Source organism: Bradyrhizobium sp. USDA 4501, from assembly GCF_054062115.1.
Genome location: NZ_JBSSEX010000001.1, coordinates 7,640,164 through 7,662,705, shown reverse-complemented (window position 1 = coordinate 7,662,705; position 22,542 = coordinate 7,640,164). Strand labels below are relative to the sequence as shown.

Genomic DNA, 22,542 nt, shown 5'->3' with positions numbered 1-22,542 from the left:
GCCGGTCGGGCGTTTACGCGCTGACCTCGAGATTGACGGGACGGGTGAAGGTGTTGGCGACCGGCGACCACTTCTTCACATGCGCCACCAGCGCGTCGATCTCGGCCTGCGAGACCCCCTCGCACTCCATGTCGACCTTGACGCGGACGTCGGTGAAGCCGACCGGCTTCTCGCTGACGTCGCCGGTGCCCCACACCGCGGTGATGTTGAGATCGCCCTCGAGCTCGAGCTCGAGCTTGTTGACGATCCAGCCGCGATGCACGGCGTTGGCGTGCAGGCCGACAGCGAGGCAGGAGCCAAGCGCGGCGAGCGAGGCCTCGGAGGGATTGGGCGCGGTGTCGTCGCCGAGCAGGCCCGGCGGCTCGTCGACGATGTAGGGCGCGAGGTTGCGGATGTAGTTGGCGTGGCGGAACTTGCCCTCGGCCACCGTCTTGCACTTCAAGGTCTTGATCACCTTCGGGTTGGCCTTGCCGTTGGCAATCAGCTGCTCGAGCCCGCCTCTGTCGATCGGCGCGAGGCAGCCGGTCAGTGCGGTTTTCTGGGCGACAGCGGTCATCAGTTTTCTCCCTGGGAGCGATGGAATTGGTCAGGATACCGAACGGTCTGTTTCCTGCACGAAGCGTGCCAGTCCTGCCCCAAAACAAAAGCCGAAATCCCGCAGGCGCTTAAGCGGGGCTGCCTGCGGATTGATCAGGGCGCGGCTGCTCAAACGCGGTGCATCTGCGGCGCCGCCGCGATTATTTTGAGCGCAGGACGGCGCACATGCCCGCCCCCGTGAAGATGCGGCTTGATGATTTCGGCGCGCTCCGATTTACTGCCGCGCATGGCCAAATCGCTTGCGAAGAAAAAATCTGCCGCGGCGTTCACCGCCGGCGACGATGAATCGGCGCGCGGGCGCCTGCTGAACGCCGCAACCCATCTGTTCTGCAAGAACGGCATCAACGCCACCGGCATCGATGCGATCATCGACGAGGCCGGAACCGCGAAGACGACGCTCTACAAGCTGTTCGGCTCGAAGACCAACCTCGTGCATGCGGTGCTGGAGAGCGAAGGCCGCCAGTGGCGCGAATGGTTCATCGGCGCGATCGAGGCCGGCGGCGGCGATCCGCAGACCAAGCTGTCGCGGATCTTCCCTGCCCTGAAGACCTGGTTCGCCGAGGAGCGCTTCTACGGCTGCCCCTTCATCAACGCGGTCGCCGAGCACGACAAGGACGCCAAGCAGTTCCGCAACATCGCGCTGAAGCACAAGAAGGTGGTGCTGGCGCATATCGAGAAGCTCGCCGGCGAGATGGGCGCGGCCGAGCCGGCCGTGCTTGCGCACCAGCTCGCGCTCTTGATCGACGGCGCCATCGTCGCCGCCATGGTGTCGTGCGATCCGGCTGTCGCCGACACCGCGGGCCTTGCCGCCAGCAATCTGTTCGCGCCGGCCAAGGCGAAGAAGCCGAAGCGCGCCGGCGGCGCGGCCGAACAACAGCTCCTCGCCGTGTAACGCAACGGCCGCCGCAATCCGCAGCAGTTCTGCCCTTTTCACATGTGATTGTCTGCCGACGCGGCGTCCGCGCTGTTTCAGCGCGTCCGCCACCCTGGCAAGGCCGGCATTGGCGCAGACTTCATCCTTCTCGCCGCCGGCCGAACCGATCGTCGCGACCTCCGGCGTCGGTATTTCTGCGGCGCGATCGCCCGCCGGGTTTGCCTGCCGTCAATCACGCCGCGCGATCGGCGCCGGCCTTAAACGCCTGTTAGGTCCGGCCGGGTCAGTTGCGCGGTGAAAGTACGAGGCAAGAACAATGCAGTCCGAAAAAGGACGATACAGCCAGCCGCGCTGGGGCGTGATGCGCTGGCTCGCCGACGCCGGACCAGGCGTACCTGAGGACATCCGCGCGGCGCTGATCGGGGATCTCTACGGCTCGCTGCCGGTGTTTGCGGCTGGCGCGGTCAATACGGTCGCAGTCGCAGCCGTGATTGCGATCCGCGAGCCGACCGCGCTGTTCATCACCTGGGTCGTCCTCGAACTCGTCATCTGCCTCTCGCGCCTCGCCGTGCTCGTGGTTGCGCATCGCGCCGCGCGCGAGCAGCGGCCGACCCCGACCGATCTGCATCTCTTGCTTGCAGTCGCCTGGAGCGCCAGCGTCGGCTTCGGCATCCTGATCAGCCTCGCAAGCGGCGATTGGGTGGTTGCGCTGCTGGCTTCGCTATCGGCGGCAGCGATGGTCGGCGGCATCTGCTTCCGCAATTTCAGCGCCCCGCGCCTTGCCGGCACCATGATCCTGCTCAGCCTCGGCCCGATTGTTCCGGGCGCGGCCCTTGCCGGCGAGCCGCTGCTCTTCATCGTCGTCATGCAGGTGCCGCTGTATCTCACGGCGATGACGGTGGCGGCCTTCCGTCTCGACAAGATGCTGATCGCCACCATGCGCGCCGAGCGCGAGAACGGCCATCTTGCCCATCACGACACCCTGACCGGCCTGCGCAATCGCGCCGGCTTCGTCGCGGCGCTGAACACGAAGCTGGCGGCTCCCGCCGGGAATGGCAGGCCCTTTGCGCTGCTGTTCTTCGACCTCGACAATTTCAAGCCGGTCAACGACACCTATGGCCACGCCGCCGGCGACCAGGTGCTGATGCTGACCGCGGAGCGGCTGCGGCGCGCGCTGCCCGAAACCGCGGTAATCGCACGGCTCGGCGGCGACGAGTTCGTGGTGCTGGTCAGCGGCGTCACGGCGGAACAGGCGCTCACGGCCGGCCAGCGCATCATCCAGACCGTCACGATGCCCTATCAGCTCGCGGGCGGCATCTCGGCCGAGGTCGGCGTCAGCGTCGGCATCGCGGTGTCGCCTGAGCACGGCACCGAGGCCGAACAGCTGCTGGCGTCCGCCGACGCCGCGCTGTACGAGGCGAAATCCGAAGGCAAGGCGCGGTGCCGGATGGCTTCCGTCGCGACCAATGTCGCCGCACTGCGCCGCCTCACGCAGCACAGCCCGGCGCCCGCCACCGATCGCAGCGCCGCCTGAGGCGCGGCGCTCGCCGTTACAGGTCGAAATTCGTCGGCAGCATCACGACGTCGCGGATGGTCATGCCGCGCGGCCGGGTCAGCATGAACATCACGACCTCGGCGACTTCGCTGGCCTCCAGCAGGCTTCCGGCCGCCTTGGCCTCCGCAAGCTTCTCGGGCGGCCAGTCCGCCAGCAGCGCGCTGATCACGGGCCCGGGCGAGATCGAGCCGACGCGGATGCCGTGCTTGAACACCTGGCGCCGCACCGTCTGCACGAAGCAGTTGACCGCCCATTTCGACGACGCATAGACCGGCTCCCACGGCGTCGGGCAATGCGCGGCGAGCGAGCTTGTGACGATGATGTCGCCGGTCCCGCGCGCGATCATGTGCGGCAGCACGTCGTGCACGTTCTTCATCACGACGTTGACGTTCAGGTTCAGCATCCGGTCGATCGCCGCGGTGTCGGCATCGACGAGGTCGCCGCCGACATAGATGCCGGCATTGGCGTGCAGGATGTCGAGCCGGCCGGTCTTCTCGAGCACCTTGGGCAGCAAGCTCGCACACTCCCCGGGATCGAGCAGGTCGATCACCAGCGGGACCACCGCATCGCCGTGGTTGCGGGCGAGCGCTTGCAGCGCGACGGCATCGCGGTCGACCATCACCACGCGCGCCCCCGCGGCCAGCATCGCCGCGCTGCTCGCCAGTCCAATCCCCGACGCCGCCCCAGTCACGGCCGCCACCTTGCCTTCCAACACTTTCGCCATCGGTCCACCCTGCTGAGATCACCAAGACATCCGCCGCAGTATAGCAATCCGGCGCGGCATGTCGGTAACCGAGGATGGGGAACGCGGCCTCCGCGGCTGACATCGCGCGAAAATTTCAGATGGTAGCGACTGCACACAAGTCCCAAAGCACCGCTGTGGAATGCTGCGCGCCGACATGCCCGTCAGAGGCTGCCAAACGGCCAATAATGCCAAAACGGCCAACAAGAAGAAGCGGAGGACTGCAATGACAAGGAACCGTTCGCCCCGGCTATCGCGCCGTCATCTCATCAAGGGCGCCGCGGCCACGTCAGCCGCGCTGCTGCTCGGCAGGCCCGCGATCGCCAGAGGCAAGACGGAGGGCAAGACCGAGATCGTCATCGGCAACATCGACGCCTATTCGGGACCGGCCGCGGTCTATTCGTCGATCGGCCGCACCCCCGGCGGCTATTTCAAGATGATCAACGAGCAAGGCGGCATCAATGGCCGCATGATCAAGTATATCACCTATGACGATGCCTACAGCCCGGCCAAGACTGTCGAGCAGGCGCGCAAGCTGGTCGAAGGCGACGAGATCGACGTGCTGTTTGCGCCGCTCGGCGCGCCGACCAACGCGGCGATCATGAAGTACATGAACCAGAAGAAGGTCCCGCACCTCTTCATTGCCTCGGGCGCGACCAAGTTCGGCGACTACAAGAATTTCCCCTACACCATGGGTTTCCAGCCCTGCTACCAGATCGAGGGCCGCACCTTCGCGCAGCATGTGCTGTCGACACAGAACGATCCCAAAATCGGCATCGTCTACCAGAACGACGATTTCGGCCGCGACGTGCTGAAGGGCTTCAAGGACGGACTTGGCGCCAGGACGTCCGCAATCGTGGCGGAGCTGTCCTATGAGACCGCCGACCCGACCATCGACAGCCAGGTGGTCCGCTGCAAATCCGCCGGCGCCAACGTGTTCATGAGCATGACCACACCAAAATTCGCCGCCCAAGGCATCAAGAAGATCGCCGAGCTCGGCTGGCAGCCGGCGCACTACATCGGCAACAACGCCTCCTCCGCCGGCTCGACGCTGAAGGCCGCGGGCTTCGACGTCTCCAAGGGAATCATTTCGAGCGCCTACCTGAAGGATCCCGTCGACGCCGCCTGGGACAGCGATCCCGCCATCCAGAAATGGCGCGCGTTCCTCGACAAATATGATCCGGCCGCCGCCAAGAACGACATCTACGCGGTCACCGGCTATCTCACCAGCCAGATCCTGGTCCAGGTGCTCAAGCAGTGCGGCGACGACGTCTCGTCCGAAAGCATCATCAAGCAGGCGGCCAACCTGAAGGATTTCGAATCCGACATGCTGCTGCCCGGCATCCGGATCAACACCTCGCCATCAGACTATTATCCGCTCGAGCAGCTGCAACTGGTGCGTTTCAGCGGCGAGCGCTACGAGCCGATGGGACCGGTGATCGACGGCGGGATCTCGAAGGCGTGATCGTCCCGGGCGTGCACCGCTGGCGCGAACTGCGCCGGTAGACTTCATCGAAGCCGCGCGCCGAAGCGCGCGGCGGTATCGTCCGTCCGGATGCCCCTGCTACTTCGGCGGCGGCTTGGGCATCGCCGACAGCAAGCGAATTTTGAGCTTGCCTCCCTCGGTCACGTAAGTTGCTGTCCAGATGCCCCCTGTCTCGATAGGCGCCCCGCTTTGGTTCTTGCCCGAGAGACGATACCCGCCGATGGCGAGCGCCATGTCCGAGCCCAATGGCCATGCCTGGTCCACCGTTATTTCCTCATGGTCGAACCCGGCCTTGAAGGCGCCTTGATAAAACTCCGCAATGTCGGAGCGCGGCCCCGCGGGATTGACGTGGATGCCACCGGCCGCGAACAGCGCGGCAATTCCCGCACCATCCTGCTTGTTGAAACTCGCCGCATATTCGGAAGCAATCGCTTCGGCCTTCTGCTTTGGATCACCGTCGGCGGCCATTGCAGACAGCGAAAAGGCAGTCACGAACAGGCATGAGAAGTACGTCCGCAGCATCGCAATTCCTCCCTGAAAAATGTCCGTAAAAATCGCCCGACCCGGGACGAGGACGACAATAAGACATCAACTACGGATTGTAGGCAATCGTTTCAGGCGTTGCGGCGCAACAGGCGGGCCTGCCTGCCCGACGTATCCAGCCGACGGATTCTGAGGTAGCGTGTAGCGACCTCGAACGTGGCGAGCCATCATGCTCACGCTCTATTCCTATCCGCCGTTGTTCGGCGTTGCCGACAACAATGGCTATGGTCTGAAGGTATTCGCTTTTCTGAAGCTCGCCGGCGTACCGTTCCGGCACGAACATATTTTCGATGCATCGAAGGCACCGCGCAAGCAATTGCCCTATGTCGTCGACGGCGACGACACTGTCGGCGACAGCGAGACCATCCTCGCCTATGTCACCGGAAAATATGACGTGACGCTGGATACCGCGCTGACGCCGGCGCAGCGCACGACCAACCTCCTCGTCACGCGGACGCTCGACGATCTCTACTGGGTGATGTCCTATTCGCGCTGGCAGGACGCGCGCAATTGGCCCCAATTCCGCGACGCGCTCAAGCGCGAGCATCCAGCCCTCACCGACGACGGCTTGATGAAGGCCAAGGAGTTCAACGCGCAGCGCTATTATTACCAGGGCATCGGCCGCTTCGAGCCCGACGCCGCGATGGCCCGCGGGCTCGCCGATCTCGCTGCACTGGCGAGCCTGATCCCGAGCCGTGGCTATGTGCATGGCGACAAACCGACGACCGTCGATGCCGGCATCTATGGCTTCGTGGCCAACATCTACTTCTACGACATCGAGACGCCGTTGAAGCAATTCGTGGTCTCGCACGATGCCCTGGTACAACATTGCCGCGCCATCCACGCGGCAGTGAGCAAGTGAGCCCGGGCCAACTCAACCTCTAACTCGCAATAGTGACGTTCGCGGCCGTGAGCGAACAGGCCGTCGCTCAGTCCCCCCAGGTGGAAATATCTGCGCTGGCGTGTCGCAGTTGGCCTCTCACAAATGGATCGATTTCAGGGATAGTATCCCGTCACTGCGCTAACTGCGGAGCCGGTCATGGCTTCAAAACTGTCTTCGGGCATTATCGCGTTAGTCCTCGTTGGAGCAGCAGTGCTTTTGGTTGCAGGTCCGCCACCTGCATGGGGCCTGCTGTTGCTCGGCGCCTTCGCACTGGCGGCGCTCTATATTTTTGCGAGAATGAGGTCGCGCTACGATCCGCTCGATTCACGCTTCGGTAGCTGCATCCCTCCGATTTCCAAGCCGAGGGGCGGCGGCAATGAATCCACCACCTGAGCGCCGTCCAGCATCGATCGGATGCGGATCGCGCGAAGACGTCCTGATGGCCTAGAGCCGAGATGCAAAGCACGTCGGCTGCAATTCGCTAATGCCCGGTACGGAGATTTCAGCTTCGCGTTCGATCCGGAATTTTGTGCAGTTTGTTTCAGACGACACTCCATTTTCAGCACCAGGAGATTGATCAAATGCAGACGCCCACGCCAAACCCCCGAGGAGCAGAGTTCTGGAACAGCACCATGGGGCACTCATGGGTTTCGCAGCAAGCCGTGATCAGCGAAGTCTTCACGTCGGTCACCAACGTCAGCCTGGGTGCCGCGGCGGCAAAGCCGGGTGAGCGTGTCATCGATATCGGATGCGGCACCGGTGACACAGTGTTGGCGTTCGCCAAGGCTGTTGGTCCGTCGGGTGCTGTGCTGGGTGTCGATATCTCGGTCCCGATGCTGGATCTGGCCAAGCATCGTGTCGCCGAGGCGGGATTTGGCAACGTGACCTGTGCGCTGGCCGACGCAACGATCTACGGCTTCGAACCGCGCTGGGCGGATCTGGTGTATTCGCGTTTTGGCCTGATGTTCTTCGATGACCCGGTCAGGGCCTTCACCAACATCCGTAGCGGCATGAAAGCGGGCGGGCGGCTGGTGTTCGTCTGTTTTCGCACCATGCCGGAGTCGCCGTGGTTTCGCGTACCCATCGAGGCGGCCCGACCGCACGTGCCGCCACAGCCGCCGCTCGATCCATTGGCGCCCGGGATGTTTTCGTTCGCGCGCGAGGATCGCGTTCGCGGCATCCTGACCGAGGCCGGGTTTCACGAGATTGCGCTCAAGGCCACCGACGTGCCGATCCATGGCGGCGACATCACGCAAAGCATGGCCTTCATCACGCAGGCCGGCCCGCTGCCTGCGCTGCTCGAGAATGCCACGGACGATCAACGTCATCGCGCCATGGAAGCGGTACGCAACGCGCTCGCCGCAAGCCTCGGAGCGGATGGGCGCGACCTGCATGTGGGTCTGTGGCTCGTGTCGGCACGAGCCTAGCGAGATGCTGCCTTCGGGATTGTGACGGCAGAAATCGTGCCATCTGCGGCGCACCAACACGGTGTCGTCCTGGCGAAAGCCAGGCGAAAGCCAGGACCCATTACCCCAAATCTCAATTGTTGCGCGACGCTGCGGCCTCGATCCCTTTCACAATCCAATGCGGTGGTTATGGGTCTTGGCTTTCGCCAGGACGACGTGTGGAAAGAGACGCTTACTCGAATCCCGATCTTTTGCTCCGCGGACAGAGCAATTGCGTAAGCTACCGCTCCTGCCGCAGCCCCGCCTCCAGCCGGGCGAGCTCGGCGTCGAGGTCGCGCTCGACATCGGCCACCCGCATGTCGACCACCCGATAGTCGCGCGCTTCGAGCCAGGCTCTGCGCTTGGCGCGGTCGGCCCCGATGGCCTCGCTCTCGTTCGGGTTGACCAGCTCGATCGCAAGCCGGTGCACGAAGGAGACAAAGTCGGGGATGTGGCGGCCGACCGGGGTCTGGCGCTTGAACTGGCCGGCGAAGCGGCGGTCCCGCGTCAGCGCCTGCCACAGGATCCGTTCGGCGTCGGTCGGGTTGCGGCGAAGCAGCCGGGCGAGGCCGCGCACCGTGCTGCTACTGTCAGCGGTCGCGCCGCCCTGCCCCTGCTCGGCGAGCAGCGCCCGCAAGCGCGTCGCCTGGGCGCCGTCGAGCACCCCGCCCTTGGCCGGGCCCTTGCGGCCCTCGGCGATCGCCATCACCACGCCGTGCAGCGTGTGCATGTCCTGCTTGGTCGGATCCATCCGGGTGAAGATGTTGCGCAGGTTCACCAGCATGGTGTCGCGCTTCTCCGCCGGCCGCAGGAACTCGACCTTATCGAGCTCGGCGACGAGGTTGTCGAAGAACGCCTGCATCTGGTGCTGGGAGGCCGGCTCGGACCGCTCGGGCATCGCGAACGGCAGCGCACCCGCGGTCGAGAGCTTGAACCACTCGTAGCCCATCAACAGCACCGCCTGCGCCAGATTGAGCGAGGCGAAGCCCGGATTGACCGGGAAGGTGATGATGCGGTTGGCGAGCGCGACCTCCTCATTGGTCAGGCCGGCACGCTCGCGCCCGAACAGGATGCCGGCGCCGCCGCCGGATGCGACATGACCGACGATCTCACCCGCCGCGCCCTCCGGCCCGACCACCGGCTTGGCCTGGTCGTGGGCCCGGGCGGTGGTCGCAAACACCAGCGTGAGATCGGCGATCGCCTGCTCGACGGTGTCGAACAGCTCGACGGAACCGATGATGTGGTCGGCGCCTGCGGCCGCGCGCTGGGCGGCAATGTTCGGCCAGCCGTCGCGCGGGTTGACGATGCGCATCCTCGACAGCGCGAAGTTGCCCATCGCGCGCGCGGCCATGCCGATGTTCTCGCCAAGCTGCGGCTCGACCAGGATGACGACGGGACCGGCAAGGTCGTGCCCTGCCTTGGTCTTGTCGGTGCCGGACATCTCACTTCACTTTCTGATTCAACATCTGAAGATTTTGAATCAGCTTCCGAAGCGGCTGATTCAAAGTCTCATACTGGTCCCCGCAACCAGCTTTGCACCGGTTTTGTGCGGGACCAATTTCTCCAAGCAGATAACAGGGTTAGCGGCGATTGCGAATCCTGAATCGGAATCCCGATCGCACAGAACGAGGCCCGCCGCTTGTGCGCGCTTGGCCTTCGGATAGGCTATCAACCACAACCAAAGCGAAGCTGTAAAGGCACGCTTGAGACGCCGGTTGAACGGCGAGGCACTTTGGACCGAAGCACTTTAGGTCGAAGCACTTGGGTCAAAGCACATTGGGGGGACGACGATGCGGGGCAGATGGACGCTGGCGATTGTGGGCCTGATCTTGATCGTGGCGGGGGGCCTGCTCGCCCACCTCACGCAGACCGCAGGCGGCATCCGGATCGAGGATGTCAGGTTCAAGGGCGCCAAGGGCAACACCATGAGTGCCCTGCTCTATGTCCCGCCGAACGCGACCGCGCAAATTCCGGCGCCCGGCATCCTCGCCGTTCACGGCTACATCAATTCTCGCGAGACCCAGGACGGCTTCGCCATCGAGTTCGCCCGCCGTGGCTATGTCGTGCTGGCGCTCGACCAGACCGGCCATGGCTACAGCGACCCGCCCTCCTTCGCCAACGGTTTTGGCGGACCTGACGGCCTTGCCTATCTCCGCAGCCTCCAATTCGTCGACAAGGAGAATATCGGGCTCGAGGGCCATTCGATGGGCGGCTGGACCGTGCTGGCGGCCGCCGCAGCTCAGCCCAACGACTACAAGTCGATGGTGCTGGAGGGCTCGTCCACCGGCAAGCCGTTCGCGGCCGAGGGCACCACGTCGTGGCCGCGCAACACCGCGCTGGTGTTCGCCCAGTATGAGGAATTCCCCGACCTGATGTGGGGCGTCCAGCTGGCCCGCGACGTCACCACGAGCCCAAAGCTCTGGGCGCTGTTCGGCACGCAAGGCGCGGTCGAGCCGGGCAAGGTCTATGGCGATCCAGCCAACGGCACCGCGCGGGCGCTGTACACCCCGGCGATGACCCATCCGGCGGAGCACATCTCGCATGAAACGATCGGCTACAGCCTGGACTGGTTCGCCAAGACGTTGAAGGGCGGCACCCCGCGCCCGGTCGACGATCAGATCTGGTTCCGCAAGGAGATCGGCACGCTCATCGCCCTCATCGGTTTCATTGCCCTTGTCATCGGGACGTTCGACGGGCTGCTGGAAGCCAAGACGTTCTCCCGCCTCCGGCTGCCGGCGGTTGCCGACGGCACCATGCCGCCGCATGAGGCTGCCAAGGGCCGGCGCTGGACCACGGCGTTCATCCTGTCCGCCTTCATCCCGGCGCTGACCTATTATCCGGCCTTCGCGCTGGGCGGCACCTTCGTGGCCCCCAGCGCATTCCTGCCGCAGGGCATCACCAACCAGATCCTGGTCTGGGCCATCATCAACGGCCTGATCACGCTGGCGCTGATGCCCTTCGCCCCAAGGCGCACCACCCGGGCCGGCCTCGTCGGTCAATCCATCGTGATCGCGCTGGCTTCGGTCGCGGTCGGCTACGCCGCGCTGTGGCTTGCCGACCTCGCCTTCAAGATCGACTTCCGCTTCTGGATCGTCGCACTCAAGTTGATGAGCGCGAAGCAATTCCTCATCTTCCTGATCTATCTGATTCCGTTCACGGCGTTTTTCGTCGTGGCGCTGCACGTGCTGCACCGGAATTTCTCGACCATGGATGCGCCGCGCGGGGCGCTGTACCTGACCAACATCCTGGTGCTGACGTTCGGTTTCATCGTGTTGCTGGTGCTGCAATACGGCACGCTGTGGCTGACGGGGAAGCTGTTCAACCCGGTCCCGGACCCCGGTTTCGTGCCGCTCTCGACCATCGTCGCGATCCAGTTCGTGCCCCTTCTCGCGATCGTCGCCGTGATCGCGACCTTCACCTGGCGGCGGACCGGATCGAGCCTGCCGGGGGCCCTGATCGCGGGCCTGTTCGTGACCTGGTACATCGTGGCCGGGACCGCGACGCAGGCGGCGTTTTAGAGGGTTTTCAAGCGAAGCGGGCACCGGTTCGCGTGAAGAAAACCCGTCAAGAACAAGGGCCGAGAGGCGCTATTCTGGTCCGTCCAGAGTGGCGGTTCTCGGTGAAAAGATGGGCTGAAAGTGCATAACCCCTCCGCTTCCGCCCGCCCCCGGGCGGTGCTATAGCGCAGGCGTATTTTCCACCCCCGCCGTCAAAAGCGCGCCGTTCCCAAGAGGGCCTCCCCGTCATGGCAAAAATCAAGGTATCCAACCCCGTCGTCGAACTCGATGGCGACGAGATGACCCGGATCATCTGGCAGTACATCAAGGACAAGCTGATCAACCCGTTCCTGGATGTCGAACTGCTCTATTTCGATCTGGGCATGGAATACCGCGATGAGACCAACGACCAGGTGACCATCGACGCCGCCGAAGCCATCAAGAAGGTCGGCGTCGGCGTCAAATGCGCCACCATCACCCCCGACGAGGCCCGGGTGAAGGAGTTCGGCCTGAAGCAGATGTGGAAGTCGCCGAACGGCACCATCCGCAACATCCTCGGCGGCTGCATCTTCCGCGAGCCGATCATCTGCAAGAACGTGCCGCGCCTGGTTCCCGGCTGGACCAAGCCGATCATCATCGGCCGCCATGCCTATGGCGACCAGTACCGCGCCACCGACATCAAGTTCCCCGGCAAGGGCACGCTGTCGCTGAAGTTCGTCGGCGAGGACGGCACCGTGATCGAGAAGGAAGTGTTCAAGGCGCCCGGCGCCGGCGTCGCGATGGAGATGTACAATCTCGACGACTCCATCACCGATTTCGCCCGCGCCTCGTTCAATTACGGCCTGATGCGCAACTACCCGGTCTATCTGTCGACCAAGAACACGATTCTGAAGGTCTATGACGGCCGCTTCAAGGACATCTTCCAGGACGTCTTCGACCGCGAGTTCAAGAAGGAATTCGACGCCAAGGGCCTGACCTACGAGCACCGCCTGATCGACGACATGGTGGCCTCGGCGCTAAAATGGTCCGGCGGCTATGTCTGGGCCTGCAAGAACTATGACGGCGACGTGCAGTCCGACACCGTGGCCCAGGGCTACGGCTCGCTCGGCCTGATGACCTCGGTGCTGCTCACCCCGGACGGCAAGACCGTGGAAGCCGAGGCCGCGCACGGTACCGTGACCCGCCACTACCGCGAGCACCAGAAGGGCAAGGAGACCTCGACCAACTCGATCGCGTCGATCTTCGCCTGGACCCGTGGCCTCGCCCATCGCGCCAAGCTCGACAACAACGAGGCGCTGGCAAAGTTCGCCACCACCCTGGAGAAGGTCTGCGTCGCGACCGTCGAAGAGGGCTACATGACCAAGGACCTCGCGCTCCTGGTCGGCGCCGACCAGCGCTGGCTCTCGACCACCGGATTCCTCGACAAGGTATCCGACAACCTCGTGAAGGCGATCGCGGCCTGAGGCCGTCATCCTGGGAAGACAGGTGCGAGCATGACCGTGGCCCTTGTCAGAGCCGTCGTGCTCGCATCGTTCTCGCTCACCACGTCGGCGGCATTCGCTGCCGATCCCCTGCCCGACGCCGTCGCGGCGCCTGGCGAGTCCAAGATCCTCACCGTCCATGCCGAGGGCGTGCAGGTCTATGAGTGCAAGCCGGTCACCGACGGCAAGCTCGCCTGGTCGTTCCGCGAACCGATCGCCACCCTGATCGCCGACGGCCGCACGGTCGGCCGGCATTATGCGGGTCCGAACTGGGAGCATGTCGACGGCAGCGTCGTGACCGCCCGCACCGCCGGCAGCACACCCGGCGCCACCGCCGCCGATATTCCCTGGCTGAAGCTCGAGGTGATCGCCCATCGCGGCAACGGCCTCTTCTCCGGCGTCGCAACCGTGCAGCGGATCAACACCTCGGGCGGCGAGCTCAGCGGCGCTTGCGACAAATCAGGCGCGCTGAAGGGAGCGGCCTACTCGGCGGATTACGTGTTCCTGCGACGGGACTAAGCGTTTTCGAGCGAAGTGGATACCGGTTCGCGTGCAGAAAACGCGCCAAACGAAGAATCGAGGCCTCGTTCCGATTCAATCGGAATGAGGTTCTAGTCGCGGATGCCGCCGTCGATTTCGCGCGGCGCCTGGGCGATCTCTGCGGCGGCAAGGTCGCCGCCGGCCGCGATCGGGTCGGCAAGCCGCGCCTCGGCGGTCTCCCGGACATGCGCGGCGAGCGCCGGCATGCGCTCGATCAGGGCATGGAAGTCCTGCGCATCGAGCACCAGGAGCTTGGTCTTGCGCGCCGCCGTCACCGTGCCGGAGCGGCTGGTCCGCCGCAGCAGCGCGATCTCGCCGAAGAACGCGCCGTCGGAAAGCCGCACAAGCTGGCTCGGCAGGTCGATCTCGACCTCGCCCGCGGTGATGAAATACATCGATGACGCCGCATCGCCGCGCCGCACCAAGACCTCGCCGGCCTCGATGGTCTGCGACCGCAGCAAGCGCATGATGTCGGAAATATCGGCAGCGCCAAGATGTGAGAACAGCGGCACCCGCGCCAGCATGCCCCAGGTCACGACGAAGTCGCGGCGCCGGACCTCGTCGGCGAACGCGGTCGAGATGATCGCGACCGGCAGCGCGATCATCGCGAAGCCGACCACGATCGCGACCACCGTGACGGTCCGGCCGAGCGGCGTAATCGGGACGACGTCGCCGTAACCGACGGTGCCGAGCGTCACGATCGCCCACCACATCGCCTGCGGCATGGTGCCGAACTTGTCCGGCTGCACCCTGTGCTCGATGGCATAGAGCAGCGAGGCAAACAGCAGCACGGCGCCGGTCAGGATCACCACGCAGCCGAACAGCGTGCGCCGCTCGGCATGTAGCGCCGCCAGCAGCGAGCGCATCGCGGTCGAATAGCGCACCAGCTTGAGGAACGGCAGCATGCCGAACAGCACCAGCGCGGTCTTGTCGCCGGTCGCAAGCGCGACGGCCGACGGCAGGAAGGCCAGCAGGTCGATCACGCCGAGCGCCGAGAAGGCGTATTCCAGCCGCGCCCGCGCCGGCGTCATGTCGCGCAGCGAGTGGCCGACCACGCTCCAGAGCCGCGCGGCATATTCCAGCGCGAAGGCGATGACCGCCGCGATCTCGATGGTCGTCAGCAGCCAGCCGAACTGCGCGTCGATCTCGGGCACGGAGGCCAGGATCGCCGCCAGCACATCGACGGCGATGATGGCGACGATGACCCGGGCAAAGCGCAAGCCGCCCGAATGCGGCAGATCATCGCGTTCGAGCAGCTCGTAGAGACGGTCGCGCAGCCCGGGATCGCCGATCGTGGGCTTAAGCGGAGCCGTCGCCACGATCAGCCTCTCCGTCAGGCGCCAGCCGATGCCTGTTGGGTCATGGCCTGTTCGATCGCCGACAGCGCGGCGTCGGCCTTGGCGCCGTCGGGCCCGCCGGCCTGCGCCATGTCGGGCCGGCCGCCGCCGCCCTTGCCGCCGAGCACCTCGGAGCCCTTGCGCACGAGCTCGACCGCGTTGAACCGCGCGGTCAGATCGGCAGTGACGCCGACCACGATGCCGGCCTTGCCGTCCTCGGTGACGCCAACGATCGCGACCACGCCCGAGCCGATCTGCTTCTTGCCGTCGTCGACGAGACTCTTGAGATCCTTGGTCTCGACGCCCTCGACCGCGCGCGCCAGCAGCTTGACATTGCCGACCTCGCGAACGGCTGAGGCGGCGCCGTTCGACGCACCGCCGCCGCCCATCGCGAGCTTCTTGCGGGCGTCGGACAAATCGCGCTCGAGCTTCTTGCGCTCTTCCATCAGAGCTGTGATGCGCGCCGGCACGTCGTCGATCGTGGTGCGCAGCTCCAGCGCCGCGGTCTTGGCCAGCGCGATGGTGTCGTTGGCGTGCTTGCGCGCATGATGCCCGGTCAGCGCCTCGATACGGCGCACGCCGGACGCGACCGCGCCCTCGCTGGTCACGGAAATCATGCCGATGTCACCGGTGCGGCGGACATGGGTGCCGCCGCAGAGCTCGACCGACCAGCCAAGCGCGTTCTGGCCGTGATCGCGGGCGCCCTTGCCCATCGACACGACGCGAACCTCGTCGCCGTATTTCTCGCCGAACAGCGCGCGGGCGCCGGCCTCGCGGGCATCGTCGACGCCCATGACCCGGGTCGTGACCTCGTCATTCTCCAGCACGACATCGTTGGCGATGTCCTCGATCCGGGCGAGCTCTTCCGGCGTGATCTGCTTCGGATGCACGAAGTCGAAGCGCAGCCGGTCCGGCGTCACCAGCGAGCCGCGCTGCGCGATGTGATCGCCGAGCACCTGGCGGAGCGCCTCGTGCAACAGATGCGTCGCCGAATGGTTGGCGCGGATCGACGAGCGCCTGGTGTGGTCGACCTCGAGCTGTAATGCGGTGCCGACACCGAGCGTGCCCTGCTCCACCGTGCCGAGATGCACAAAGAGATCGCCGGCCTTCTTCTGCGTGTCGGTGACGCGGAACTTAACGCCCTCCCCGGTCAGCACGCCGGTGTCGCCGACCTGGCCGCCGGACTCGCCGTAGAACGGCGTCTGGTTCAAGACGATCGCGCCGCTCTCGCCGGCCTTGAGGCTCGCGACTTCGGCGCCGTCCTTGATCAGCGCCGTCACCGCGCCTTCCGCGCTCTCGGTCTCGTAGCCCAGAAACTCGGTCGCGCCGAGCTTCTCGCGCAGCGGGAACCAGATCGCTTCGCTCGCCGCCTCGCCGGAGCCCGCCCAGGACGCACGCGCCTTGATGCGCTGGCGCTCCATCGCGTCGGTGAACGCCGCCTGGTCGACGCTGATACCGCGCGACTTCAACGCGTCCTGGGTCAGGTCCAGCGGGAAACCAAAGGTGTCGTACAGGGTGAAGGCGGTGTCGCCGTCGAACATGTCGCCCTTCTTGAGGCCGGCGCTCTTCTCGTCGAGCAGCGACAATCCGCGCACCAGGGTCTTGCGGAACCGCGTCTCTTCCAGCCGCAGCGTCTCCTCGATCAGCTTCTCAGCGCGCACTAAGTCCGGATAAGCCTGGCCCATCTCGCGGACCAGCGCCCAGACCAGCCGATGCATCAGCGGCTCGCTCGCGCCGAGCAGCTGCGCATGGCGCATCGCGCGGCGCATGATCCGGCGCAGCACATAGCCGCGGCCCTCGTTCGACGGCAGCACGCCATCGGCGATCAGGAAAGCCGACGAACGCAGATGGTCCGCGATCACCCGGTACGACGCCACGTTCCGCGCGTTCGGCCCATGGCCGAGCGCCGACGATGCCGCATCGATCAGGTTGCGGAACAGGTCGCTCTCGAACACGCTTTCGACGCCCTGCAAGATCGACGCCATGCGCTCCAGGCCCATGCCGGTATCGATCGAGGGACGCGGCAGCGCCACGCGCTCCTCCTTCGTCACCTGCTCGTACTGCATGAACACCAGGTTCCAGAACTCCAGGAAGCGGTCGCCGTCCTCCTCAGGCGTGCCCGGCGGACCGCCCCAGATGTGCTCGCCGCGATCGATGAAGATTTCGGAGCACGGCCCGCACGGGCCGGTATCGCCCATCGCCCAGAAATTGTCCGAGGTCGCGATCCGTATGATGCGGTCATCCGAGAAGCCGGCGATCTTCTTCCAGTGGCCCGCCGCCTCGTCGTCGTCGTGGTAGACGGTGACGAGCAGCTTGTCCTTCTTCAGCCCGAACTCCTTCGTGATCAGGTTCCAGGCCAGCTCGATCGCGCGCTCCTTGAAGTAATCGCCGAACGAGAAGTTGCCGAGCATCTCGAAGAAGGTGAGATGGCGCGCGGTGTAGCCGACATTGTCGAGGTCGTTGTGCTTGCCGCCGGCGCGCACGCATTTCTGCGCCGTGGTGGCACGCTGATAGGGACGCTTCTCGATCCCGGTGAAGACGTTCTTGAACTGCACCATGCCGGCATTGTTGAACATCAAGGTCGGGTCGTTGCGCGGCACCAGCGGCGACGAGGCCACGATCTCGTGCCCGTTCGCCTTGAAGTAGTTCAGAAATGTCGACCTGATGTCGTTGACGCTGCTCATGTTCATCCAATCGGAAAAAGTGGCCGGCCAGCCGCAAAAAGGCGTCATTTTCCGGCCGAACGCTTTTAGACATTGCCAGCTGCGGTGTCCAGAAACTGTGCAGGCGGATCATGGGCTTGCCGCGGCAGCACAAAGCCCATTGGATAGTTGCTGCAGCTGCGTTGACAGTCTTGGTGGCGCCGTGTTTTCTACCTACCTATACCTAGTCACGTCGGGAGAGACCGGCCTTACCGCCGGCGCCGAAGGAGCAACCGCCCCGGAAACTCTCAGGCAAAAGGACCGCGTGACGTCTGACATCTGGAAAGAGACGCTGGGGTTCGCCCCGATGCGTCCGCCGACGGGATAATACTCTCAGGCACAGCGACAGATGGGGCTTTCTGCAGGTTTCTCAAGGGGAAATAGGTCCCCGGCGGGAACCGCGAGGGCCCTGTGATGCTTGCGCGCGAAACCTCCCCGCTGAAACAGACCCCGCTGCACGCGCTGCACCTTGCGCGGGGCGCCAAGATGGTGCCGTTCGCCGGCTATGACATGCCGGTGCAATACGCGGCTGGCGTGCTGAAGGAGCACCTGCACACCCGCAAGGAAGCCGGCCTGTTCGATGTGTCGCACATGGGCCAGCTCGTGCTGAAGGCCAAATCCGGCAAGGTCGCGGATGCCGCGCTCGCACTGGAAAAACTGGTGCCGCAGGACATCGTCGGCATCGCGCCGGGACGGCAGCGCTACGCGCAATTCACCAATAATGACGGTGGCCTGCTCGACGACCTGATGGTGGCGAATTTCGGCGATCACCTGTTCCTGGTGGTCAACGCCGCTTGCAAGGCCGAGGACGAGGCGCATCTGCGCGCGAATCTCTCCGACGCCTGCGAGATCATCTCGCTGGCCGACCGCGCGCTGATCGCGCTGCAGGGCCCGAAAGCGGAATCGGCGTTGGCGAAACTTTGTGCAGATGTCGGTTCGATGAAATTCATGGATGCCGGTCCGCGCCGGCTCAGTGACGTCGACTGCTTCGTCTCGCGCTCCGGCTATACCGGCGAGGACGGCTTTGAGATTTCCGTGCCCGCAGACAAGGTGGAAGCCCTGGTCACCGCGCTGCTCGACAATCCCGACGTGTTGCCGATCGGGCTCGGCGCGCGCGACAGCCTGCGGCTCGAAGCCGGGCTGTGCCTCTATGGCCATGACATCGACACCACGACGACGCCGGTCGAAGGCGCGCTGGAATGGTCGGTGCAGAAGGTTCGCCGCAGCGGCGGCGCCCGCGCCGGCGGCTTCTCCGGCGCCGACAAAATTCTCGCGCAATTCGCAGATGGCGCTGCGCGCCGACGGGTCGGCCTGAAGCCTGACGGCCGCGCACCGGTGCGCGAAGGCGCCGCGCTGTTCGCCGATGCCGGCTCGACCGAGCAGATCGGCAAGGTGACCTCGGGCGGCTTCGGCCCGAGCCTCAATGCGCCGGTTGCGATGGGCTACCTGCCCACGGCCCTTTCCGCCGTCGGCACCACCGTTTTCGCCGAAGTGCGCGGCCAGCGGCTGCCGCTGAAAGTCGCCGCTACGCCCTTCGTCCCCAATACCTACAAACGCTGAACGCCAAAGGATCGACCCCATGACGACGCTGTACACGTCCGACCACGAATGGCTCCGCATCGAGGGCGACGTCGCCACAATCGGGATCACCGACTATGCGCAGTCGCAGCTCGGCGACGTCGTGTTCGTCGAACTGCCCAAGGTCGGCCGCAGCCTGAAGCAGGCCGAGGCCGCCGCTGTCGTCGAATCCGTCAAGGCCGCCTCCGACGTTTACGCGCCGATCTCCGGCGAGGTGGTCGAGGTCAACGACGCGCTCGCCGCCGAGCCCGCACTGGTCAATTCCGACGCCGGCGGCAAGGCCTGGTTCTTCAAGCTGAAGATTGCCGACAAGGGCGAGCTCGGCGGCCTGATGGACGAGGCCGCCTACGCCGCGCACACCGCCTAAAGGATCACTCCGAGGATCACGTCATGAACGCGCCCTTCAAGCCGATCAACGAAGCCGCCACCGATTTCGTCCGCCGCCACATCGGACCGTCGCCGCGCGACGTCAACGCGATGCTGGAGACGGTCGGCGCCGCGAGCCTGCAGGCGCTGATGAACGAGACGCTGCCGGCGTCGATCCGGCAGAAGGCGCCGCTCGATCTCGGCCGGGCGCTGAGCGAGACCGAGGCGCTCGCGCATATGGGCGAGCTCGCCGCGCAGAACCAGGTGTTCACCTCGCTGATCGGCCAGGGCTATTCCGGCACCATCCTGCCCGCCGTGATCCAGCGCAACATTCTGGAGAACCCGGCCTGGTACACCGCCTATACGCCGTACCAGCCGGAGATCAGCCAGGGCCGGCTCGAGGCGCTGTTCAACTTCCAGACCATGATTTGCGATCTCACCGGGCTCGACGTCGCCAACGCCTCGCTGCTCGACGAGGCGACGGCAGCGGCGGAAGCGATGGCGCTCGCCGAGCGGCACTCGCAGGTCAAGGCGAAGGTGTTCTTCGTCGACAAGGAGGTGCATCCGCAGACGCTGGCGGTAATGCGCACGCGCGCCGCGCCGCTGGGCTGGGCGCTGGTGGTCGGCGATCCCTTGACCGAGCTCGACAACGCCGATGTGCTCGGTGCGCTGCTGCAATATCCGGGCACATCGGGCGCGGTACGCGACCTCAAGCCTGCCATCGCGTCGCTGCGCGCCAAGGGCGCGCTTGCGATCGTCGCGGCGGACCTGCTGTCGCTGACGCTGCTCGCCTCGCCCGGCGAGCTCGGCGCCGACATCGCGATCGGCTCGGCGCAGCGGTTCGGCGTGCCGATGGGGTATGGCGGACCGCACGCCGCCTATATGGCGGTGCGCGACACGCTGAAGCGCTCGCTGCCCGGCCGCATCGTCGGCCTCTCGGTGGATTCGCGTGGGCAGCCCGCCTATCGCCTCGCGCTGCAGACCCGCGAGCAGCATATCCGCCGCGAGAAGGCGACCTCGAACATCTGCACCGCGCAGGTGCTGCTCGCCGTGATCGCCTCGATGTATGCGGTCTATCACGGTCCCGAGGGCCTGACCCATATCGCACGCAGCGTGCATCGCCGCGCCACCGTGCTCGCGGCCGGCCTGCGCAAGCTCGGCTTCGCGCCGACCAGCGAAGCGTTCTTCGATACCGTAACCGTCGAGGCTGGTAGCAAGCAGATCGAGCTCGTCACCCGCGCGCAGGCGGAGCGGATCAATCTGCGCATCGGCGCGACCACGCTCGGCATCGCGCTCGACGAGACCTCGACGCCGGAGACGGTCGAGGCGGTGTGGCGCGTGTTCGGCGGCAAGCTCAGCTATGCCGAGATCGAGGCCGGTGCGCACGAGGCGCTGCCGAAGGAGCTGCGGCGCACCAGCGCCTTCCTCAGCCATCCGGTATTCAACACGCATCGTTCCGAGACCGAGCTGCTGCGCTACATGCGCAAGCTCAGCGATCGTGACCTCGCGCTCGACCGCGCGATGATCCCGCTCGGCTCCTGCACGATGAAGCTCAACGCCACCACGGAGATGATCCCGCTGACCTGGCCGGCGTTCGGCAATCTGCATCCGTTCGCGCCCGCGGATCAGGCCAAGGGCTATCACGCGCTGTTCAAGCGGCTGGAGCAATGGCTGTGCGACATCACCGGCTATGAGGCGGTCTCGCTGCAGCCGAACTCCGGCGCGCAGGGCGAATATGCCGGATTGCTGGCGATCCGAGGCTATCACCTCGCGCGCGGCGAGCCGCACCGCAAGGTGTGCCTGATCCCCTCCTCCGCGCACGGCACCAATCCGGCCTCGGCTGCGATGGTCGGCATGGAGGTCGTGGTCGTCGCGTGCGATGCGCGCGGCGACGTCGACGTCAATGATCTTCGCGCCAAGGCGGAGAAGCACTCCGCCAACCTTGCCGCGGTCATGATCACCTATCCGTCGACCCACGGCGTGTTCGAGGAGCATATCCGCGAGATCTGCGACATCGTGCATGCCCATGGCGGCCAGGTCTATCTCGACGGCGCCAACATGAACGCGCAGGTCGGACTGTCGCGGCCCGGCGATTACGGCGCCGATGTCAGCCATCTCAATTTGCACAAGACCTTCTGCATTCCGCATGGCGGCGGCGGCCCCGGCATGGGCCCGATCGGCGTGAAGGCGCATCTTGCGCCCTATCTGCCGGGCCATCCCGCAACCGACGGGGCAACTGCGCACGCCATCGGCCCGGTGTCGGCCGCGCCGTTTGGCTCGGCGTCGATCCTGACCATCTCCTACATCTACATCCTGATGATGGGCGGCGAAGGTCTGACGCGCGCCACCGAGATCGCGATCCTCAACGCCAACTACATCGCCGCACGGCTGAAGCCGCACTTTCCGGTGCTGTACCGCAACGAGCGCGGCCGCGTTGCGCATGAGTGCATCGTCGATCCGCGGCCGCTGAAGACGACCAGCGGCGTCACCGTCGACGACATCGCAAAACGCCTGATCGACTACGGCTTCCACGCGCCGACCATGAGCTTCCCGGTGGCGGGCACGCTGATGATCGAACCGACGGAATCGGAATCGAAGTTCGAGATCGACCGGTTCTGCGACGCCATGATCGCGATCCGCGACGAAATCGCGGAGATCGAGAAGGGCCGCTGGAAGGTCGAGGCCTCGCCCCTGCGCCACGCGCCGCATACCGTGCACGACATCGCCGACGATGTCTGGAACCGGGCCTACACCCGCGCCGAGGGCTGCTTCCCGGCCGGCGTGTCGCGCTCGGACAAATACTGGAGCCCGGTCGGCCGCGTCGACAACGTCTATGGCGACCGCAATCTGGTGTGCTCGTGCCCGCCGGTCGAGGATTATGCGCAGGCGGCGGAGTAAAGCGCACCATTGTTGCAG

The 22,542-nt window shown here is 65.4% G+C and carries 18 protein-coding genes and 1 riboswitch; of the genes, 12 read left to right on the top strand and 6 right to left on the bottom strand.

Annotated features, from left to right (window positions below; genetic code table 11):
* Nucleotides 1-13: 13 nt before the first annotated feature.
* Complete coding sequence (locus ACVWZM_RS35350; protein WP_038385944.1) at nt 14-556, bottom strand: OsmC family protein; 543 nt, start codon at nt 554-556, stop codon at nt 14-16.
* Between the two features lie 267 nt (nt 557-823).
* Here ACVWZM_RS35350 and ACVWZM_RS35345 point away from each other — a divergent pair, with 267 nt between their 5' ends.
* Both ACVWZM_RS35345 and ACVWZM_RS35340 read left to right on the top strand, forming a co-directional pair.
* On the top strand, nt 824-1,489 hold the full coding sequence (locus ACVWZM_RS35345; protein WP_141340023.1) for a TetR/AcrR family transcriptional regulator: 666 nt from the start codon (nt 824-826) through the stop codon (nt 1,487-1,489).
* A gap of 298 nt (nt 1,490-1,787) precedes the next feature.
* A complete protein-coding gene (locus tag ACVWZM_RS35340; RefSeq protein ID WP_253623726.1) occupies nt 1,788-3,005 on the top strand; it encodes a GGDEF domain-containing protein in 1,218 nt (405 codons plus the stop codon).
* A 16-nt stretch (nt 3,006-3,021) separates the two neighbouring features.
* Here the strand turns inward: ACVWZM_RS35340 and ACVWZM_RS35335 are convergent, their stop codons facing one another.
* Nucleotides 3,022-3,750 (bottom strand): SDR family oxidoreductase, encoded by a 729-nt coding sequence (locus tag ACVWZM_RS35335; protein WP_456855752.1) that lies wholly within the window; start codon nt 3,748-3,750, stop codon nt 3,022-3,024.
* 244 nt (nt 3,751-3,994) lie between these two features.
* On the opposite strand from ACVWZM_RS35335, the gene ACVWZM_RS35330 reads away from it, so the two are divergent.
* Nucleotides 3,995-5,233: an ABC transporter substrate-binding protein gene (locus ACVWZM_RS35330; protein WP_076828552.1), complete on the top strand. Its 1,239-nt coding sequence runs from the start codon at nt 3,995-3,997 to the stop codon at nt 5,231-5,233.
* Between the two features lie 99 nt (nt 5,234-5,332).
* On the opposite strand, the gene ACVWZM_RS35325 is transcribed toward ACVWZM_RS35330, so the two are convergent.
* A complete protein-coding gene (locus ACVWZM_RS35325) occupies nt 5,333-5,776 on the bottom strand; it encodes a YybH family protein (RefSeq protein ID WP_076828419.1) in 444 nt (147 codons plus the stop codon).
* Between the two features lie 190 nt (nt 5,777-5,966).
* On the opposite strand from ACVWZM_RS35325, the gene ACVWZM_RS35320 reads away from it, so the two are divergent.
* From ACVWZM_RS35320 to ACVWZM_RS35310, 3 genes are all read left to right on the top strand, one after another.
* Nucleotides 5,967-6,659 carry a glutathione S-transferase C-terminal domain-containing protein gene (locus ACVWZM_RS35320; RefSeq protein ID WP_076828417.1) on the top strand — a complete coding sequence of 231 codons (693 nt, stop codon included), beginning with the start codon at nt 5,967-5,969 and terminating at the stop codon, nt 6,657-6,659.
* Nucleotides 6,660-6,836: 177 nt separating this feature from the next.
* On the top strand, nt 6,837-7,073 hold the full coding sequence (locus ACVWZM_RS35315) for a hypothetical protein (protein WP_143270934.1): 237 nt from the start codon (nt 6,837-6,839) through the stop codon (nt 7,071-7,073).
* A gap of 188 nt (nt 7,074-7,261) precedes the next feature.
* On the top strand, nt 7,262-8,107 hold the full coding sequence (locus ACVWZM_RS35310; RefSeq protein WP_141340027.1) for a class I SAM-dependent methyltransferase: 846 nt from the start codon (nt 7,262-7,264) through the stop codon (nt 8,105-8,107).
* A gap of 259 nt (nt 8,108-8,366) precedes the next feature.
* On the opposite strand, the gene ACVWZM_RS35305 is transcribed toward ACVWZM_RS35310, so the two are convergent.
* Entirely contained in the window at nt 8,367-9,566 is a 1,200-nt protein-coding gene (locus ACVWZM_RS35305) for a TrmJ/YjtD family RNA methyltransferase (protein WP_253623724.1), read from the bottom strand.
* A gap of 349 nt (nt 9,567-9,915) precedes the next feature.
* On the opposite strand from ACVWZM_RS35305, the gene ACVWZM_RS35300 reads away from it, so the two are divergent.
* The 3 genes from ACVWZM_RS35300 (at nt 9,916) to ACVWZM_RS35290 (ending at nt 13,622) form a co-directional block, all read left to right on the top strand.
* Nucleotides 9,916-11,643, top strand: a complete 1,728-nt coding sequence (locus ACVWZM_RS35300) for an alpha/beta hydrolase family protein (RefSeq protein ID WP_246786817.1) — start codon at nt 9,916-9,918, stop codon at nt 11,641-11,643.
* 227 nt (nt 11,644-11,870) lie between these two features.
* Nucleotides 11,871-13,085 carry an NADP-dependent isocitrate dehydrogenase gene (locus ACVWZM_RS35295; RefSeq protein WP_016848511.1) on the top strand — a complete coding sequence of 405 codons (1,215 nt, stop codon included), beginning with the start codon at nt 11,871-11,873 and terminating at the stop codon, nt 13,083-13,085.
* A gap of 30 nt (nt 13,086-13,115) precedes the next feature.
* Nucleotides 13,116-13,622: a DUF3455 domain-containing protein gene (locus ACVWZM_RS35290; protein WP_141340029.1), complete on the top strand. Its 507-nt coding sequence runs from the start codon at nt 13,116-13,118 to the stop codon at nt 13,620-13,622.
* 92 nt (nt 13,623-13,714) lie between these two features.
* Here the strand turns inward: ACVWZM_RS35290 and ACVWZM_RS35285 are convergent, their stop codons facing one another.
* Both ACVWZM_RS35285 and alaS read right to left on the bottom strand, forming a co-directional pair.
* The gene (locus tag ACVWZM_RS35285) at nt 13,715-14,965 is read right to left on the bottom strand and encodes a cyclic nucleotide-gated ion channel (RefSeq protein WP_141340034.1); all 1,251 of its coding nucleotides are present in this window, start codon (nt 14,963-14,965) and stop codon (nt 13,715-13,717) included.
* Nucleotides 14,966-14,976: 11 nt separating this feature from the next.
* Nucleotides 14,977-17,664, bottom strand: a complete 2,688-nt coding sequence (gene alaS / locus ACVWZM_RS35280) for an alanine--tRNA ligase (RefSeq protein WP_253623723.1) — start codon at nt 17,662-17,664, stop codon at nt 14,977-14,979.
* Between the two features lie 202 nt (nt 17,665-17,866).
* Nucleotides 17,867-17,955, top strand: a riboswitch (glycine riboswitch).
* 141 nt (nt 17,956-18,096) lie between these two features.
* On the opposite strand from alaS, the gene gcvT reads away from it, so the two are divergent.
* The 3 genes from gcvT to gcvP are packed head-to-tail and all read left to right on the top strand — an operon-like array spanning nt 18,097 to nt 22,524.
* Nucleotides 18,097-19,242 carry a glycine cleavage system aminomethyltransferase GcvT gene (gene gcvT, locus ACVWZM_RS35275; protein WP_076828408.1) on the top strand — a complete coding sequence of 382 codons (1,146 nt, stop codon included), beginning with the start codon at nt 18,097-18,099 and terminating at the stop codon, nt 19,240-19,242.
* Between the two features lie 19 nt (nt 19,243-19,261).
* Nucleotides 19,262-19,627, top strand: a complete 366-nt coding sequence (gene gcvH / locus ACVWZM_RS35270) for a glycine cleavage system protein GcvH (protein WP_076828407.1) — start codon at nt 19,262-19,264, stop codon at nt 19,625-19,627.
* A 23-nt stretch (nt 19,628-19,650) separates the two neighbouring features.
* On the top strand, nt 19,651-22,524 hold the full coding sequence (gcvP, locus tag ACVWZM_RS35265; RefSeq protein ID WP_456855751.1) for an aminomethyl-transferring glycine dehydrogenase: 2,874 nt from the start codon (nt 19,651-19,653) through the stop codon (nt 22,522-22,524).
* Nucleotides 22,525-22,542: the final 18 nt, after the last annotated feature.

Coding starts and splice junctions, on each gene's coding strand:
- ACVWZM_RS35310 (WP_141340027.1), top strand. CDS start 7,262: ATGCAGACGCCCACGCCAAACCCCCGAGGAGCAGAGTTCTGGAACAGC.
- ACVWZM_RS35335 (WP_456855752.1), bottom strand. CDS start 3,750: ATGGCGAAAGTGTTGGAAGGCAAGGTGGCGGCCGTGACTGGGGCGGCG.
- gcvT (WP_076828408.1), top strand. CDS start 18,097: ATGCTTGCGCGCGAAACCTCCCCGCTGAAACAGACCCCGCTGCACGCG.
- gcvP (WP_456855751.1), top strand. CDS start 19,651: ATGAACGCGCCCTTCAAGCCGATCAACGAAGCCGCCACCGATTTCGTC.
- ACVWZM_RS35300 (WP_246786817.1), top strand. CDS start 9,916: ATGCGGGGCAGATGGACGCTGGCGATTGTGGGCCTGATCTTGATCGTG.
- ACVWZM_RS35350 (WP_038385944.1), bottom strand. CDS start 556: ATGACCGCTGTCGCCCAGAAAACCGCACTGACCGGCTGCCTCGCGCCG.
- ACVWZM_RS35305 (WP_253623724.1), bottom strand. CDS start 9,566: ATGTCCGGCACCGACAAGACCAAGGCAGGGCACGACCTTGCCGGTCCC.
- gcvH (WP_076828407.1), top strand. CDS start 19,262: ATGACGACGCTGTACACGTCCGACCACGAATGGCTCCGCATCGAGGGC.
- ACVWZM_RS35295 (WP_016848511.1), top strand. CDS start 11,871: ATGGCAAAAATCAAGGTATCCAACCCCGTCGTCGAACTCGATGGCGAC.
- ACVWZM_RS35315 (WP_143270934.1), top strand. CDS start 6,837: ATGGCTTCAAAACTGTCTTCGGGCATTATCGCGTTAGTCCTCGTTGGA.
- ACVWZM_RS35325 (WP_076828419.1), bottom strand. CDS start 5,776: ATGCTGCGGACGTACTTCTCATGCCTGTTCGTGACTGCCTTTTCGCTG.
- ACVWZM_RS35320 (WP_076828417.1), top strand. CDS start 5,967: ATGCTCACGCTCTATTCCTATCCGCCGTTGTTCGGCGTTGCCGACAAC.
- alaS (WP_253623723.1), bottom strand. CDS start 17,664: ATGAGCAGCGTCAACGACATCAGGTCGACATTTCTGAACTACTTCAAG.
- ACVWZM_RS35340 (WP_253623726.1), top strand. CDS start 1,788: ATGCAGTCCGAAAAAGGACGATACAGCCAGCCGCGCTGGGGCGTGATG.
- ACVWZM_RS35290 (WP_141340029.1), top strand. CDS start 13,116: ATGACCGTGGCCCTTGTCAGAGCCGTCGTGCTCGCATCGTTCTCGCTC.
- ACVWZM_RS35345 (WP_141340023.1), top strand. CDS start 824: ATGGCCAAATCGCTTGCGAAGAAAAAATCTGCCGCGGCGTTCACCGCC.
- ACVWZM_RS35330 (WP_076828552.1), top strand. CDS start 3,995: ATGACAAGGAACCGTTCGCCCCGGCTATCGCGCCGTCATCTCATCAAG.